Origin of the sequence: Synechococcus sp. RSCCF101, assembly GCF_008807075.1 — a bacterium.
Taxonomy (GTDB): Bacteria; Cyanobacteriota; Cyanobacteriia; order PCC-6307; family Cyanobiaceae; genus RSCCF101.
This window is the reverse complement of record NZ_CP035632.1, coordinates 2,873,152-2,887,836: the sequence shown is the minus strand read 5'-3', so window position 1 is coordinate 2,887,836 and position 14,685 is coordinate 2,873,152. Positions and strand designations below refer to the sequence as shown.

The following is a 14,685-nucleotide window of genomic DNA, read 5'->3' as shown; positions in this document are numbered from 1 at the left end:
GGCAACGCCTCTGGAGCGGATGAATCCCACATCTGCCGCTGCTGACGCTTCCGCCGCACCGGAACCGGCCGCCTGGGCCGAGGGTCTGGATCTGCAGCCTCAGCCCACGGGCTGGCGCCGGCGACTGGCGCTCTGGTGGGCCGAATTCAGCCTGCAGACCAAGCTGCTGGCGGTGGCGACCCTGGTGGTGAGCCTGGTGATGACCGGCATCACCTTCTTCGCCCTCAACGGCATCCAGGTGGATGCCCGCAGCAGCGACACCCGCTACGCCCGCGATCTGGGTCTGCTGCTCTCGGCCAACGTCACACCCCTGGTGGCGGAGGGCAACGACCGTGAATTGGCTTCGGTCGCTGATCGCTTCTGGCGATCGAGCCGCAGCCTCCGCTACATCTTCTTCGCCGATCCCCAGGGAATCATCTACCTGGGCATCCCGATCAGTGGCAGCGCCAGCGGCGATGCCGGCGACGGCAGCGAGCTGCTGCTCAACCGGCGGCTGGAGCTGCCACCCGACCTGCGCAACCGCCCCCAGAACCCCCTGATCCGCCAGCACCTGACCCCGTCCGGGCAGGTGACCGATGTGTTCGTGCCCATGGTGAGCGACGGCACCTATCTGGGTGTGCTGGCCCTGGGCATCAATCCCAACGAAGCGGTTCTGGCCACGGCCGCACTCACCCGGGAGGTGACCGTGGCGGTGTTCATCTCGATCTGGGTGCTGGTGATCCTGGGGGCCGTGTTCAACGCCCTCACCATCACCCGACCGGTGAAGGAGCTGCTGCGCGGGGTCCGCGCGATCGCCGGTGGCACCTTCTCGGCCCGCATCGCGCTCCCGGTGGGTGGGGAGCTGGGGGAACTCCTCAACGGTTTCAACGACATGGCCTCCCAGCTGGAGGCCTACAACGAAGCCAACATCGAGGAACTCACCGCTGCCCAGGGCAAGCAGCAGTCCCTGATCGCGACCATGGCCGATGGCGCGGTGCTGCTGGATGAGGAGGGCCGGATCGTGCTGGTCAACCCCACGGCCCGGCGGCTGTTCCGCTGGGAGGGCCGCAACCTGGAGGGCAAGGAGCTGGTGCTGGAGATGCCGGAACGGCTCACGCTCGAGCTGGGCGGTCCGCTGGAAACGGTGCTGGATGGAGAGCGGGAGAGCACCGACGTGCGCTGCAACTTCGGCGAGCCGCCGCGCACCCTCCGGATCGTGCTCCAGTCGGTGCGCGACGGCAGCGGCACCAGCATCAAGGGCATCACGATGACCATTCAGGACCTCACCCGCGAGGTGGAGCTGAATGCGGCCCAGAGCCGCTTCATCAGCAACGTGTCGCACGAGCTGCGTACACCGCTGTTCAACATCAAGAGCTACGTCGAGACCCTGCACGATCTGGGCGATCAGCTGAGCGATGAGGACCGCAGGGACTTCCTGGCCATCGCCAACGACGAGACCGACCGCCTCACCCGGCTGGTGAACGACGTTCTCGACCTGTCGCGGCTGGAGTCGGGACGGCAGGTGAAGCTGGAGAGCATGGATCTGCGTCCGGCGCTGGAGCAGGCGGTGCGCAACTACCGGCTCAATGCCGAGGACAAGGGGGTGCTGATGGAGCTGCTGGCCGAGGATCCGCTGCCTGCCGTTCTGGCCAACTGGGACCTGCTGCTGCAGGTGATCGACAACCTCCTGGGCAACGCCCTCAAGTTCACCGGCAATGGCGGAGCGATCCGGCTGCGGGCCTACGTCTGGCCGGACAGCTGTCAGCTGACAGTGCCGAACACCGCCCTGAACGCCCCAGCAGACGATGAGAGTGAGGCCGAAGCCGGAGCCGATGCACCGAGCTGCGAGCTCAGTTCACCGCTGCCGCGCCTGCGCGTGGAAATCGCCGACAGCGGCTGCGGGGTGTCGGAAGCGGATCAGCAGCGCATCTTCGAGCGCTTCTTCCGGGTGGAGAACGCGGTGCACACCGAAGCCGGAACCGGCCTTGGCCTCTCGATCGTGCGCGGCATCCTCGACAAGCACAACAGCCGCGTTCACATGATCAGCGAACCGGGGATCGGCACCACATTCTGGTTTGAGCTCCCCCTGGAAGGAGCCGATCAGGATGAGCTCAATCTGATGGTGGAGCGGCGCAGCAGCCAGGAACGGACCGATTCGCGGGCGAAAGCCAATCAGGTGTTGTCTTCACCGGCAACGCCGTGAAGGATGCGGGAGAGCTCGGTGCGCTCGCTGCCGGTGACGCGGTGGGGGACACCGCTGATGATGCGTTCGAAGTTGGTGAAGGAATCCTTGATGTCGGGACCGTTGGAGGTGATCACGAATTCGCGGATGCCCTTGTCGTGCTGTGAACCACGCATCTTGAAAACGTTGATTGCGCGGGCCATCTCACCGCGGATCTCCACATACTGAAGCAGGATGATCGTGTCAGTGATCGTGGAGATGTGGGAATCCGTGATCGAGTGGCTGCCCATGAACTCCTCCGAGGTGTTCGTGAAGAAGCCGGCGATCTCTTCCTGCTTGGCGTAACCGGTGACTCCGATCACGAACTGGCGGAAGGCGTTATGGCTCACGCCTCGTGCCAGAGCCGACAGGGAGTCGATGGCCATACGGGATGGCTTGAACTCCTGAATCTCGGTTTTGATGATCTGCAGGTGATCTTCCAGGCCAGTTGACTCCGGGTAGGCACAGATGATCTTCAGCAGACCATCCTTCTCCATTTGCTCGAAGTCGGTGCCCCAGCTGGATCCGTTGCGCAGCAACTGAGCGCGGGATTCCTCGTAGGCGAAGAGAATCGCCCGCTCCTGGTTGACGCAGGCATTCTCAATGAACTTGCTGACCAGAAGCGTCTTGCCGGTTCCCGTCGCGCCGGTGGCCAGAATGATGGAATCCTTGAAGAAGCCACCACCACACATCTCGTCCAGACGCGGAACGCCGGAGCTGACCCGAACATTCGAGGACCGCTGGGTGAGGCGCATGGCACCCAGCGGGAAGATGTTGACGCCGTGGGCACCCATCGTGAAGGGAAACTCCCCCTTCATGTGGGTGGTGCCGCGCAGCTTGAGGATCTCAACGGTGCGGCGACGCTTCTCGCCCTCAAGCACGTTGCGGAGAATCACCACGTTGTCGGAGACGAACTCCTCCACCCCATAGCGCGCGATCGGGCCGTATTCATCGATCCGCTCGGTCGTCATGATCGTGGTGACGCCGATCTCCTTGAGGCGTGCGATCAGACGGAAGATCTCGCGGCGCACCGTGGACACGGCGTCGTATTGCTGGAAGACAGCTGTGATCGAGTCGATCACGACCCGCTTGGCTTTGTATTTGCGAATCGCGTAATTGATCCGCTCGATCAGACCTGAGAGATCGAAGCTGCCGGCCACATCCTGACCATCGGGGTCGGGTGAGGCATCAAGAATGAAGAGCTTGTCCTGCTCCGCCATCTCCTGCAGATTCCAGCCGAAACTGGCCGCGTTTCGGAGGATGTCGAGCGGGGACTCCTCAAAGGTGACGAAAATCCCTGCCTCGTCGTAGTAGGAAATTCCGTTCTGGAGGAAGTGCAGCGAAAACACCGTCTTGCCCGTTCCCGACGTGCCGCTGAGCAACGTCGCCCGGCCGGCGGGGAGACCGCCCTGACAGATGTCGTCGAAGCCCTCGATCCCCGTCGGCAGCTTCTGAACCTGCATCAGGGGCAGGGTTCCGGACGACTGGTCAATCATGGTGAGGGGGGAGAGTCGCTGCTGGGAACGCGTGCGAAGGGTGGAAGCGGTGGCGGCAGACGGGGCAGAAGCCTCAATCGGTCGGATCAGCCGGAACGGCAGTTCCATCCTCCGATTCCAGAGACTGACTCAGCGGAATGCCAAGTGTGTCATCCGTTAATTCATCGTACAGCAGATCGAGTCCGATCAGAACACGCTCGCGATCGGAAAGATCACCGATGATCCGGCGCACTGGGGGTGGCAGGATCTTCGCCAGAGTCGGTGTCGCCAGGATCTTGTCTTCCTCGGCGAGCTGGGGGTTCTTGAGCACATCAATCACCTTCAGGGCGTAGACGCCGCTGAAGTCTGTTTCAAGAATGCTGCGCAGGGTCTTGAGAGCCCGCATCGAGTTGGGCGTGTTGCCGGCGACGTACAGCTTCAGGATGTAGGTCTTGCGGGCACTCATTGGGCCACCTCCCCCTCACTGGCGACACGGGAGGAGGATCGGCGCCTGGCGCCAAGCTCGGCATCGGGCGGCACGGAGCGCCGGTACATTTCGCAGAGGTGAGCCATCACATCCAGCAGGGCCAGGCGATAGTCCTGGAGAAAGTCATTGTTGTGGCCCTCCAGTTTTAGCTGCTTGCCGAATCGGTCAATGAGATTCATGTGGATTTCCACGGTTTTTGTAATCGGGAGATCACTGAAGAAGGCGGTGTTCACGAAGCTTTCCAGCGCCTGGTTCGCAGCGGGACGGTCGCGGAAGTAACTCAACAGCAGATCGCGGTAGGTTCGCTCCAGCGACTGAAACAACTCGGCCCGCTCACCCGGCGGCAGGCTGCGCAGGAAGCGGCTGGGATCCCGCTTGTAGAAGACTCCGAGATAGCCGAGGCGCTCCCGCAGGCGCTGCGCGAGCTGCCAGGTCGGTGGCGTGGCGTCCTCGCCCTGGGCTGCCGGCCCCGTGCTGCTCTCGGAGTCCGATGCACCGCCCATGCGCAGCCCCTGGCGAAGGAACCTGGCGATGCAGGCATCGACGCTGTAGCTGAGCTGCTCCAGCTGATCGGCCGGCAGGTGCACCTCGGCCTCGTGGTAGTCGACGCTGCCGCTCACATCGCCGATCACCACGGCCGGCACCAGGACATCCGCATCCCGCAGATCCCTGAGCTGCTCGGGAGTCAGCCCCTGCCGGTCGAAAACAATCACATCACAGCCATCGGGGTGCTCCCTCAGGAAGCGGACCGCATCCCATCCCAGGCCGAGCGGATTCTGGCGGTGGCCTGTGGCCTTCAGCCACTGGTTGCAGGAGTGCTGAAGCGTGTCATCCGTGAGCGCATACCCGATGGTGAGAGCCGCCTGGCTCATGCGTTCGGCGTGTCCCAGCTGAGGTCAATGTTGACAGGGCCCCGTCCGTCGCCCGAAAATCTCTGTTTGATTTCACAAGCGATCTGAAGCGGCCGGCAATCGCCGCTCACCGCCCTCTTCCGCCGGATCAGCGGCGTGAGGAACCGGTGCCGGCAGCCGTGTTCAGGAGCTCCCCGACGCCCATGACCAGCACAACGGCCCCGGAGACGGCGGCCACCTCCCTGTACGCCATCGTCGAGACCTCCGGTCAGCAGATGTGGCTGCAACCCGGGCGTTACTACGACGTCGACAGGATTCAGGCCGAAGCCGGTGACACCCTTGAGCTGACCGACGTGCTCCTGGTCCGTCACGGGGATCAGTCCCTCGTCGGACAGCCCACCGTGGAGGGCGCAGCCGTTCAGCTCACCGTGCTCTCCCACCGCCGCGGCCCCAAGGTGACCGTCTACAAGATGCGGCCCAAGAAGAAGACGCGCCGCAAGAACGGCCATCGCCAGGAACTCACCCGCGTGAGCGTCACCGCCATCACAATGGCCGGCAAGCCCCTGAGCTGAGGCCTCGGCACAGGCCCAACTCCACCATTTCCCTTCCCTCCAGCGTCCCCATCAGCGAATGGCTCACAAGAAAGGCACCGGCTCCACCCGCAACGGCCGCGACTCCAACGCCAAGCGCCTCGGCGTGAAGGCCTACGGAGGCGAGCATGTGCGTCCCGGCGCGATCCTCATCCGTCAGCGGGGCACCAGTGTTCTGCCCGGCGTGAACGTGGGTCTCGGCAAGGACGACACCCTCTTCGCCCTTGTTGAGGGAACCGTTCAGTTCCAGACGATCCGCCGCGGTCTGCGCCAGCGCAAGCGCATCTCGGTCGTCGGGGCCTGAGCGGAAGCCCGGCTGACCGCCAGCCTGGCCTCAGCAAGCGATGACCCCACCGTCTGTACCGGCGCCTCAACGCTGACGCCGGTACAGACGGGTGGTGATCAGGTAGGGGTGAAACACCTCGAGGTAGCGACTCTGAAGCGTCTGGAAGAACCGCTCGACCAGTTCGGGGTCGTCGTAGTGAAAGGGGTACTCGCCTGAGAACCCCTTGAAGAAGTACCAGTTCAGCGCCGCCACGCCGGTTCCGGTCAGCCGCTCGGCAAAGATCTCGAGCTGACCGGCGGGGTCGCTCAGGTGTTCCAGCACGTCGAGGCAGATGAGCGTATCGAAGCGGGCCGGGAGCGCGGGGTCGTCGAGATCGCGGCAGCAGTGCAGCCGCGATGACACACCGAGTCGTCGGGCACGTTCGGCGACAAAAGCCCGGTTGTGGGGATTGAGATCCACCACCCACACCTGATCCACGGCTTCCATGGCCAGAGCGGCCAGGGCATGGGTACCGATCCCCCCGCCGAAATCCAGCACCTGCCCCGTGGCCGCCTGCTCGATCACCCGGATCGTGTCGGCGATGTAGTCGCAGCTGCCGAGATGCCAGTCCGCCAGCTCCAGCAGATGACTGGTGCCCACGGCGTCCTCGTAGAAGCGCTCCGGGCTGGCCTCATCGAAGCCGCCCGGATGGAGGGCAGCCAGAGCCTGCCGGCTGTGGGGCAGCCGCTGTTCAAGCGTCTGGGAATCGAGACCGAGGTACTCCTGCAGGTGCAGCCTCAGATCGAAGCCGTCGGCGAGAAAGCGGTCCGCCGCCGGTTCAGCCGATGGGGAGACGGTCAAGGCGGAAGGCCGGTGCTCTCAGAACCTACGCCTGGGGAGCGATCTCCTCCCCGGGCTCCGGAATCCCGAGCCAGGGGCGCAGCCAGCCCACCAGGAGGATGAAGGGTACGGTGTCCGCCAGTGCGACCAGGAGCTTGAACAGATAGCCGCTGGCGATGAAGCCGAGCAACTGGGGCGGCAGTGCCGCAGCGGGGTCCACCGGCAGCACGTGGGCGCCGTAATGACTGATCAGCACAACCGCACTGGTGTCGACCAGCTGGCTGATCAGGGTGGACCCGTTGTTGCGCAGCCAGAGGGCACGGCCTCCGGTCAGGCGTTTCCAGAAGTGAAACAGGCGCACGTCGGTGAACTGGGCGGCCAGGTAGGCCACCATCGAGGCCGTCACGCCTCCGAAGGTGAGCCGGCGGAGCTCGTAGAACACCGGCAGGTCACCGGTGGCCGCCGGATCCGGCAGCCCCAGGCCGCCTCCGAAGCCATCGGTCCCGGGCAGCACGCCACCCAGCCAGAGGATCAGCACGATCCAGCCATTGAGCAGGAAGCCCACCCACACCAGCTGGCCGGCCCGGCGCTCGCCCCAGAGCTCACTGATCAGATCCGTGCAGAGGAAGGTGAGCGGGTACGGCAGCGCTCCCACCGCCACCACGAGAGGCCAGCGGCCCAGGGAGCCCAGCAGCAGGAACCGCGTCAAGCCCAGCAGATTGAGCATCGCCATCGTGCCCAGGAACAGGCCCGAGAGCAGCAGAAACACCAGGTCGCGCCGCTCCTGGAACGCCTGATGGTCCGTCGCCGACGGCACTGCTGGGTGAGACACTCGTTCAGCTGATGTGGAGCGAGGGGTGAGAGCGGCGTGACCGGCTCGGGCCTGCCCTGCGGCTTTCTGGTGCTGGACAAGCCGGCCGGGCTGACCTCCCACGATTGTGTCTCCCGGGTGAGGCGGGCCTACGGCCTCCGGCGTGTCGGTCACGGCGGCACCCTCGACCCGGCCGTGACGGGTGTTCTGCCGATCGCGGTGGGAGCCGCCACCCGGTTCCTGCCCTACCTGCGGCAGGACAAGCGCTACCGGGGACGCATTCAGCTGGGGCTGCGCACCGACACCGACGACCTGGAGGGCGCGGTGCTGGAGCGTCAGCCGCCTCCCGACCTCAGCCGCGACGAGCTGGAGACGGCGCTTGAGCGGTTCCGGGGCGTGATTCAGCAGGTGCCGCCCCAGGTGTCGGCCGTGCGGGTGGATGGCGTGAGGGCCTACCGACTGGCCCGTCAGGGGCAGACCGCCGTGCTGCAGGCACGCAGCCAGACGGTGCACTCCCTGGAGCTGGAGCGCTGGGACGCCGCCAGCGGGGAGCTGGAGCTGAGCGTGGTCTGCTCCGCCGGGACCTACATCCGGGCCCTGGCACGCGACCTCGGGCAGCTGCTCGGGTGCGGGGGATGCCTGGCTGAGCTGCGCCGCACGGGTGCCCTCGGATTCGAGGAGAGCGAGGCGGTGCCGCTGGCCCGCCTGTCGGAGCCCCCACCGCCGGACCTGCTCGATCCCCTGCAGGCCCTGAGGCACTGGCGCTGGCACCGGCTGGATCATGAAGCCATGACCGCCTGGCAGTGCGGGCGACGGCTCCGGGCGGCGGAACCGGACGAGCCCGGGCCGGTGGTGGTGCTCGGGCCCGAGGGCGACCTCGCCGGCATGGCCCATCCCGACGGGGAGTGGCTGCAGCCGAAACTGGTGCTCAACGCGAGGGGGTGAGATGGCGGGTCACAGCAAATGGGCCCAGATCAAGCGCACCAAGGCGGTGGTGGATGCCCGCCGCGGTGTGGTCTTCACCCGGCTGGCGCGCGAGATCACCGTCGCGGCCAGAGGCGGGTCCGATCCGGCCGGCAACTTCCAGCTGCGCACGGCCGTCACCAAGGCCCGTGCGGCCGGGGTCCCCGCCGCCAACATCGAGCGGGCCATCGCCAAGGGCTCGGGAGCGGCCGGCTTGGCCGGCAGCCAGCTCGAGGAGGTGCGCTACGAGGGCTACGGGCCTGGCGGGATGGCGGTCCTGGTCGAGGCGCTGACCGACAACCGCAACCGCACCGCGGCCGATCTGAGGCTGGCCTTCAGCAAGAACGGCGGCAACCTCGGCGAAAGCGGCTGCGTCAGCTACCTGTTCCAGCAGCTGGCCGTCATCAGCCTGGCCTCCGGGGACGCGGAGAACGAGCCGTTGCTCGAGCTCCTCACCAGGCTCGAGGCTGAGGATGTGCGGCCCGCCGATGAGGGACTGGACGTGATCGGCCGGCCGGAGCGCCTGCAGGCCCTGCAGGAGGGCCTGCAGGCCGAGGGGTTGCCGGTCACAGGCTGGGAGCTGGTCTGGCAGCCCCTCAGCACCGTCACGGTGGATGCCGATCTGGAGCCGGCCTGCCTCAACCTGCTGGACAGCCTGGAGAACCTGGATGATGTCCGGGCGGTCAGCAGCAATCTGGCCTGATCTCAGCCCTGCAGCCCGGCGGCAGCCATCGCGTCGGCCCAGACCGTGAACCGGGGATGCTGCTGCAGCCAGCTGGCCGGGCAGTCGGCTGCGGCCGGCTGCCGCAGGGCCCGGGCCAGAACGGAGGCCTTCGCCGTGCCGTTCACCACGAGCCAGAGCTCGCGGGCCGAGAGGATCTCCTTCAGGCCGAGGGTGATGGCGCGGGCGGGAACGGCAGCGGCGGTGTCGAAGCCGCCGGCATTGCTGAGCCGCGTGCTGGGGGAGAGTGTCACCACGCGGGCCGTGCAGTCACGCGGGCTGGGTGGCTCGTTGAAGGCCACATGACCATTGAGACCGAGGCCCAGCAGCTGCAGGCCCAGGCCTCCCGCGGCCGCGACACGCTCGCCGTAGGCACGGGCCTCGATCTGGGGATCGGATGCCTCGCCGCGGGGACCGTCGCAGGCCCCGGGCGGCAGCTCCAGCGGCTCCTCGAGCTGCCGCCTGACGTACGCGGCGAACGAGCCGGGATCGGCCGCGTCCAGGCCGACATAGTCATCGAGATTGAAGCTGGACCAGCGCTGACGGATGCCCGCCAGAGCGTCTCCGGAGCCATGGGCCTTCAGCTGCTGGCAGAGGTGTCCATAGACCGGTTCCATCGTGCGTCCCGTGGCCAGGCCCAGAGGCCATGGAGCGCCACCCAGCAGCCGCCGGCTCAGCTCCGTGGCCACGGCCTTGGCCAGCGCCTCGGGCGAGGCGAACACGCGCACATCCATGGTCGTCCGGATCGCGCCTCTCAGCGCATCGCGGCCCGCCGGCCGGCGGGCTGCAGACGAGCCAGAGGCCCCGAACCCATGGAGGTGTGGGGGGTGATCTGAACGCCCCGGTAGTAGTGGCGCAGGATCGTTCTGTAAGTCTCTCCCTGCAGCGCGAGCCCGTGGGCACCCCACTGGCTCATGCCCACGCCATGGCCGAATCCCCGCCCGACGGCGACCAGACCCATGGCCTGGGTCTCCGGGACCGGGAGGGTGGGCGAAGGGGCCACCGGGACCATCTCGCCGGAGAAGGGGGAGACCGAGCGAGTGGCCACCATCGGCTGCATCCCCGGCCGCCAGCGGACTCCTGCGCGGTCCGCGGCGACGTCCGCAGGGACGGCGGTGGGCGCAGCGGGCTGGAGCGGCTCGAAGGTGACCAGGGTGCTGCGGAGGCCCAGACGGCGGCGCAGCTCGCGACCGCTGACGCTGAGCTGACCACCGGGACCGAGCACGAGGGCCTGGCGCACGCGGCCGGAGGGCGACGTTCCCGAGATCCGGATGCTGTGAACCCCGCCGATCTCGGAGAAGGCTCGGCGCAGCGTGGCCGCATCGAGAGGCTTGCGCCAGCGATGCACCGGGCTGTGCTCGTCGTGATCGGGCACGCTGATCAGATAGGGCAGCTGGGACGTCCAGACCTGGCCGCTGTAGGCGGTGCGGCCACCACTGCTGCTGTGGAACACCGCATCGATCAGCCGGCCGCGGAAGGTGAGCACGAGGTCCCGCGTGCTGTGCACGGCCTGGCGGGTGGACTCCGTTTCGGACTCAACCCCTTTGTAGACCTGGCTGGCCACGGTGGCCTTCAGGTCGTAGCGACCCCGTCGCCCGCGGTGGCGCAGGGCATAGGTGCGGGCGGCAACGGCCTGGGCCTGCAGCGCCGCCAGGGGCCACTCGGCCGGCATCTCGGCACCCACCACGCTCGGCAGGTAGGTTTCGAGCGGGATGTGGTTGATCACCTCGAGCGCCTCACCCGCCGGCACGATCCGCAGCGCCCCCCGGTAGCGGCGGGGATGGAGCCACACCCCGGCATCGGCGGCGCCCCCGGCCGCCCCACCCGCGGCGGGAACCGAGAGCACCCAGAGCTCGGCCTGCGCTCCCCGGAGACCTGAACCGGCCGCCCCGGGCCCACGAACCGTCAGCGCGCCGCCCTCCATGCGCAGCTGCAGGCGCTGAGCATCCTTCAGGCGGGCCAGCGTCCGGCCGCTGCCGTCGCGCACCTCCAGCTCACGGCCGCGTGGGGCCCGAAGGGTCACATCGGGGCCATGGCGCACCAGGATGCGCATCATCGGATCGCTCCCCATGGCGACCGCCGAGCTTGCATCGAGTCCGGAGGGGCCGGACCGGTTGTGCGGAGACAGGGGGCGCGCCGCCAGCGGAGCGCTGGCCAGCAGCGCGCACACACCGACCAGCGCGGCCAGGCCCCGGGCGGGGGCAACGGACAGACCACCTCGTCGCATCACGGCGTCTGCAGGGCAACCGATTGTGCACCGCTCACCCGACCGCCGCCAGTGCACTGCATGGCAGCATGCGGGCTGGGTGTGATCAGGTGTGCAGATCACTTTTCTGGGCACGAGTTCGGGCGTGCCGACCCGTGCCCGCAACGTGTCCTCCGTGGCGCTGCGGCTGCCCCAGCGATCCGAGCTGTGGTTGTTCGATTGCGGTGAAGCCACCCAGCACCAGTTCCTGAGGTCCGATCTGAAGGTCTCCCAGCTGCGGAGGATCTTCATCACCCACATGCATGGGGATCACGTGTTCGGGCTTCCCGGACTGCTGGCGAGCCTCGGGCTCTCCGGCGTCTGCAACGGGATCGACCTCTACGGGCCCGATCCGCTCAAGGACTTCGTGGAATCGGCCCTGCGCACCTCCTCGACGCGACTGGGCTATCCGCTTCGCTTCCACCGGGTCTCCCGGGCGCTCGAGCGCGACGGGACGGTTCTGGCGAGCGACGGCTTCCTGGTGCGCTGCGCCCCCCTACGCCACCGCATCCCGGCCTTTGCCTACCGGGTGGATGAGGAGCCGCGGCCGGGCCGGTTCGATGTCAGCAAGGCCGCAGCGCTGGGGATCGCCCCGGGGCCCGTCTATGCCCGGCTGAAGGCTGGCGAGACGGTCACCCTCGACGACGGCAGGCAGGTGGACGGCCGCCAGCTGACCGGCCCGGACCGGCAGGGGTTGAGCATCACCTACTGCACCGACACGGTGTATTGCGAGGAGGCGGTGGAGCTGGCCCGCGGCACCGATCTGCTGATCCACGAATCCACGTTCTCCCACGCCGAAGCCGATCTAGCCTTCCAGCGGCTCCACTCCACCAGCACCATGGCGGCCCAGGTGGCGCTTCAGGCCGGCGTGGGGCAGCTGGTGCTCACCCACCTCAGCCCGCGCTACACGCCGGGCAATGCAAAGCGTCCGGAGGATCTGCTCAGCGAAGCCCGCGCGATCTTCCCCGAAACGGTTCTGGCACGGGATTTCCTCACCCTGGAGGCGGGGCGCCAGCCGGCGGCCGCGATGGTCTGAGAGCCCTCGCAGCGCAACAGTTCGTGATCCGTGAGCGGAGGGCCCATCCTGCGTGATACAAGAGCTTTGCTCGGTGCCACGCACCCCCACCGGCTTCGTCCATGGTCCGATTGCTCACCCACCTCCTGTCCAGGCTGCGGCCGCTGCTGCTCATCCTTCCTCTGGCCGCCATCAGCTGGCTCGGAGCGCCCGCGATGGCCGCTCAGTGGGACGCCGCCACACTCACGGTTCCGGCCGATGCCAGCGGAACGGAGGTGACCTTCTCCGAGCCGGAGATCAAGTCCGGTCGCCGACTCTTCAACGACAGCTGCGGCACCTGCCATGCCGGTGGCATCACCAAGACCAACCAGAACGTGGGTCTGGATCCCGAGGCCCTGGCTCTGGCCACCCCGCCGCGGGACTCGGTGGCCTCACTGGTCGACTACATGAAGGATCCGACGTCGTACGACGGTGAATTCAGCATCGCCGACATCCACCCCAGCCTGCGCAGCAGCGATGTGTTCGTGAAGATGCGCGATCTCGATGAGGACGACCTCCGCCTCATCGCCGGTTACATCCTCGTGGCTCCCAAGGTTCAGGGTAACCAGTGGGGTGGCGGCAAGATCTACTTCTGATCGCAGGAATCCCAACCCGGCGGCATCCCGGCTGATGGGATGCCGCCGAACTCTCCCAACGGGAAAGCCACTCCCTCGGGAGTGGCTTTCGACTTGAGGGGACTACCCGAAACGGATCCCCTCGATCGCGACACCTCAGCGCGAGGCAGGGCTCAGTAGAGCTCTTCTTCGGCGTGGGTGGTGATGGTGCAGTCGGAGGTGGGGTAGGCCACACAGGTCAGAACGAAGCCCGCTTCAATCTGGTCGTCGTCCAGGAAGCTCTGGTCGGACTGATCCACAGTGCCGGTGGTCAGCTTGCCGGCGCAGGTGGAGCAGGCACCGGCACGGCAGGAATACGGCAGATCAATGCCCTGCTCTTCGGCCGCGTCAAGGATGTACTGATCATCGGGGACCTCGATGGTCTGGTTGAGACCTTCGCCTTCGTTGACGAGGGTGACCTTGTAGGAAGCCATGAACGGGGTGGGACGATTCGGATCTCCGTGAAAGGGTTGGGCCGAAGCCCGCGGAGCCCGAAGGACAGCCCTGTCCTAACTCGGAAGCGGCGCGGCATCGCATGAGAAGGGTCGGGTTCGATGGAAGGCCAATCGGATGAGCCATTCCCCATAAGCCAAAGTGATCGGCACCGTTGGTTTGTGCCGCGTCCCCTCACACCCCGGCGCGCTCTCAGCTCCTCTCCGGGCTGCGGATCAGGAGCATCGACCAGCGTTCGCGTCGCGCCACGTCGAGCCGTTCCCAGCCCGCATCGCGGACAGCGGCCAGCACGGTGGATTCCTGATCCTCAAGCAGGCCGCTGAGGATCGCCAGGCCGCCGGGCTTCACCAGCGGCTGAAACGCCGGTGCCAGATCCACGAGCACCGGCGCCAGGATGTTGCAGAGCAGCAGATCGGCGGGCTCGTCCCCCAGCAGCCCCTGCAGAGCCTCAGCCGAGCCTGCAACCACCCGGAGATGGCTCCCCAGTTGGTTGAGCGCAGCATTGGCCTGGCTGGCTCGAACGGCGAGTGGGTCGACGTCGCTCGCCAGCACGCAGCGGGCACCGAGGCGCAGAGCTGCCAACCCGAGAATCCCGCTGCCGCAGCCGAGGTCGGCCAGGCGGAAGCCCTCCGGCTGGAGCCGCTCCAGGGCCTCCAGACAGAGACGGGTGGTGGCATGGCTGCCGGTGCCGAAGGCGCTGCCGGGGTCGATCCGAATCACCCGGCGCTGACGCAGAGCATCGGGGAGCGGAAGCCAGGCCGGCAGGATCAGCAGCCGCTCGCCGACCGGGTCCGGGCGCCAGTGGGTCTTCCAGAGGCTGGACCAGTCCTCCTCCGGCGCCTGCCGCCACTCCAGTGGCTCCAGGTGGCCGCCGGAGAGATCGGTCAGCTCCGAGAAGCGCTGATCGAGGCGGCGACGCCGCAGCTCCGGCCAGTCGGCCACCGGCAGCCAGGCCCGCAGAGCGAGCCGGCCGCCGGGCTCTGGATCGCGCTCGAAGGCGACACGATTCACCCCCTGGTCATTGAGGAGCCAGTGGAGGGAGTCCTCGAGCTCCCAGGGCACCGGTCCGCTCAGAAGCCACCAGCTCTCCATGGCCACCTCAGCCGTCCCTGGACC

Annotated in this window: 16 protein-coding genes; 7 read left to right on the top strand and 9 right to left on the bottom strand. The window is 67.2% G+C overall.

The window, feature by feature from the left end:
- The first annotated feature begins 19 nt into the window (after nucleotides 1-19).
- Nucleotides 20-2,182: an ATP-binding protein gene (locus EVJ50_RS13940; protein ID WP_150884655.1), complete on the top strand. Its 2,163-nt coding sequence runs from the start codon at nucleotides 20-22 to the stop codon at nucleotides 2,180-2,182.
- Here EVJ50_RS13940 and kaiC read toward each other — a convergent pair.
- The 3 genes from kaiC to EVJ50_RS13925 all read right to left on the bottom strand — a co-directional run bounded on the left by kaiC (nucleotide 2,152) and on the right by EVJ50_RS13925 (nucleotide 5,034).
- Nucleotides 2,152-3,696, bottom strand: coding sequence for a circadian clock protein KaiC (gene kaiC, locus EVJ50_RS13935; RefSeq protein ID WP_150884654.1), 1,545 nt, complete (start codon nucleotides 3,694-3,696; stop codon nucleotides 2,152-2,154). The genes EVJ50_RS13940 and kaiC overlap by 31 nt on opposite strands.
- A gap of 73 nt (nucleotides 3,697-3,769) precedes the next feature.
- On the bottom strand, nucleotides 3,770-4,141 hold the full coding sequence (gene kaiB, locus EVJ50_RS13930; RefSeq protein WP_150884653.1) for a circadian clock protein KaiB: 372 nt from the start codon (nucleotides 4,139-4,141) through the stop codon (nucleotides 3,770-3,772).
- On the bottom strand, nucleotides 4,138-5,034 hold the full coding sequence (locus tag EVJ50_RS13925) for a circadian clock protein KaiA (RefSeq protein ID WP_150884652.1): 897 nt from the start codon (nucleotides 5,032-5,034) through the stop codon (nucleotides 4,138-4,140). Before EVJ50_RS13925 ends, kaiB begins: the two co-directional genes overlap by 4 nt.
- 182 nt (nucleotides 5,035-5,216) lie before the next feature.
- Between EVJ50_RS13925 and rplU the strand changes: the two genes are divergently transcribed.
- Nucleotides 5,217-5,585 (top strand): 50S ribosomal protein L21, encoded by a 369-nt coding sequence (rplU, locus tag EVJ50_RS13920; RefSeq protein ID WP_150884651.1) that lies wholly within the window; start codon nucleotides 5,217-5,219, stop codon nucleotides 5,583-5,585.
- Nucleotides 5,586-5,643: 58 nt separating this feature from the next.
- A complete protein-coding gene (gene rpmA / locus EVJ50_RS13915; RefSeq protein WP_150884650.1) occupies nucleotides 5,644-5,907 on the top strand; it encodes a 50S ribosomal protein L27 in 264 nt (87 codons plus the stop codon).
- A gap of 66 nt (nucleotides 5,908-5,973) precedes the next feature.
- Here the strand turns inward: rpmA and EVJ50_RS13910 are convergent, their stop codons facing one another.
- Nucleotides 5,974-6,729, bottom strand: coding sequence for a bifunctional 2-polyprenyl-6-hydroxyphenol methylase/3-demethylubiquinol 3-O-methyltransferase UbiG (locus EVJ50_RS13910; protein WP_150884649.1), 756 nt, complete (start codon nucleotides 6,727-6,729; stop codon nucleotides 5,974-5,976).
- A 25-nt stretch (nucleotides 6,730-6,754) separates the two neighbouring features.
- Entirely contained in the window at nucleotides 6,755-7,525 is a 771-nt protein-coding gene (locus tag EVJ50_RS13905; protein WP_225322967.1) for a queuosine precursor transporter, read from the bottom strand.
- Nucleotides 7,526-7,576: 51 nt separating this feature from the next.
- Here EVJ50_RS13905 and truB point away from each other — a divergent pair, with 51 nt between their 5' ends.
- A complete protein-coding gene (gene truB, locus EVJ50_RS13900) occupies nucleotides 7,577-8,464 on the top strand; it encodes a tRNA pseudouridine(55) synthase TruB (protein ID WP_225322966.1) in 888 nt (295 codons plus the stop codon).
- A gap of 1 nt (nucleotide 8,465) precedes the next feature.
- Nucleotides 8,466-9,185 carry a YebC/PmpR family DNA-binding transcriptional regulator gene (locus EVJ50_RS13895; RefSeq protein ID WP_150884648.1) on the top strand — a complete coding sequence of 240 codons (720 nt, stop codon included), beginning with the start codon at nucleotides 8,466-8,468 and terminating at the stop codon, nucleotides 9,183-9,185.
- 2 nt (nucleotides 9,186-9,187) lie between these two features.
- Here EVJ50_RS13895 and EVJ50_RS13890 read toward each other — a convergent pair whose 3' ends face one another.
- Together EVJ50_RS13890 and EVJ50_RS13885 are read right to left on the bottom strand one after the other, a co-directional pair.
- Nucleotides 9,188-9,937 carry a glucosamine-6-phosphate deaminase gene (locus EVJ50_RS13890; protein WP_150884647.1) on the bottom strand — a complete coding sequence of 250 codons (750 nt, stop codon included), beginning with the start codon at nucleotides 9,935-9,937 and terminating at the stop codon, nucleotides 9,188-9,190.
- A 20-nt stretch (nucleotides 9,938-9,957) separates the two neighbouring features.
- On the bottom strand, nucleotides 9,958-11,430 hold the full coding sequence (locus tag EVJ50_RS13885; protein ID WP_150884646.1) for a SpoIID/LytB domain-containing protein: 1,473 nt from the start codon (nucleotides 11,428-11,430) through the stop codon (nucleotides 9,958-9,960).
- A 91-nt stretch (nucleotides 11,431-11,521) separates the two neighbouring features.
- On the opposite strand from EVJ50_RS13885, the gene rnz reads away from it, so the two are divergent.
- Both rnz and psbV read left to right on the top strand, forming a co-directional pair.
- Nucleotides 11,522-12,484 (top strand): ribonuclease Z, encoded by a 963-nt coding sequence (rnz, locus tag EVJ50_RS13880; RefSeq protein WP_150884645.1) that lies wholly within the window; start codon nucleotides 11,522-11,524, stop codon nucleotides 12,482-12,484.
- Nucleotides 12,485-12,585: 101 nt separating this feature from the next.
- Nucleotides 12,586-13,098, top strand: a complete 513-nt coding sequence (gene psbV, locus EVJ50_RS13875) for a photosystem II cytochrome c-550 (protein WP_150884644.1) — start codon at nucleotides 12,586-12,588, stop codon at nucleotides 13,096-13,098.
- A gap of 152 nt (nucleotides 13,099-13,250) precedes the next feature.
- On the opposite strand, the gene EVJ50_RS13870 is transcribed toward psbV, so the two are convergent.
- Together EVJ50_RS13870 and prmA are read right to left on the bottom strand one after the other, a co-directional pair.
- Entirely contained in the window at nucleotides 13,251-13,550 is a 300-nt protein-coding gene (locus tag EVJ50_RS13870; protein WP_150884642.1) for a ferredoxin, read from the bottom strand.
- 211 nt (nucleotides 13,551-13,761) lie between these two features.
- Complete coding sequence (gene prmA, locus EVJ50_RS13865; RefSeq protein WP_150884640.1) at nucleotides 13,762-14,661, bottom strand: 50S ribosomal protein L11 methyltransferase; 900 nt, start codon at nucleotides 14,659-14,661, stop codon at nucleotides 13,762-13,764.
- Nucleotides 14,662-14,685 lie beyond the last annotated feature (24 nt).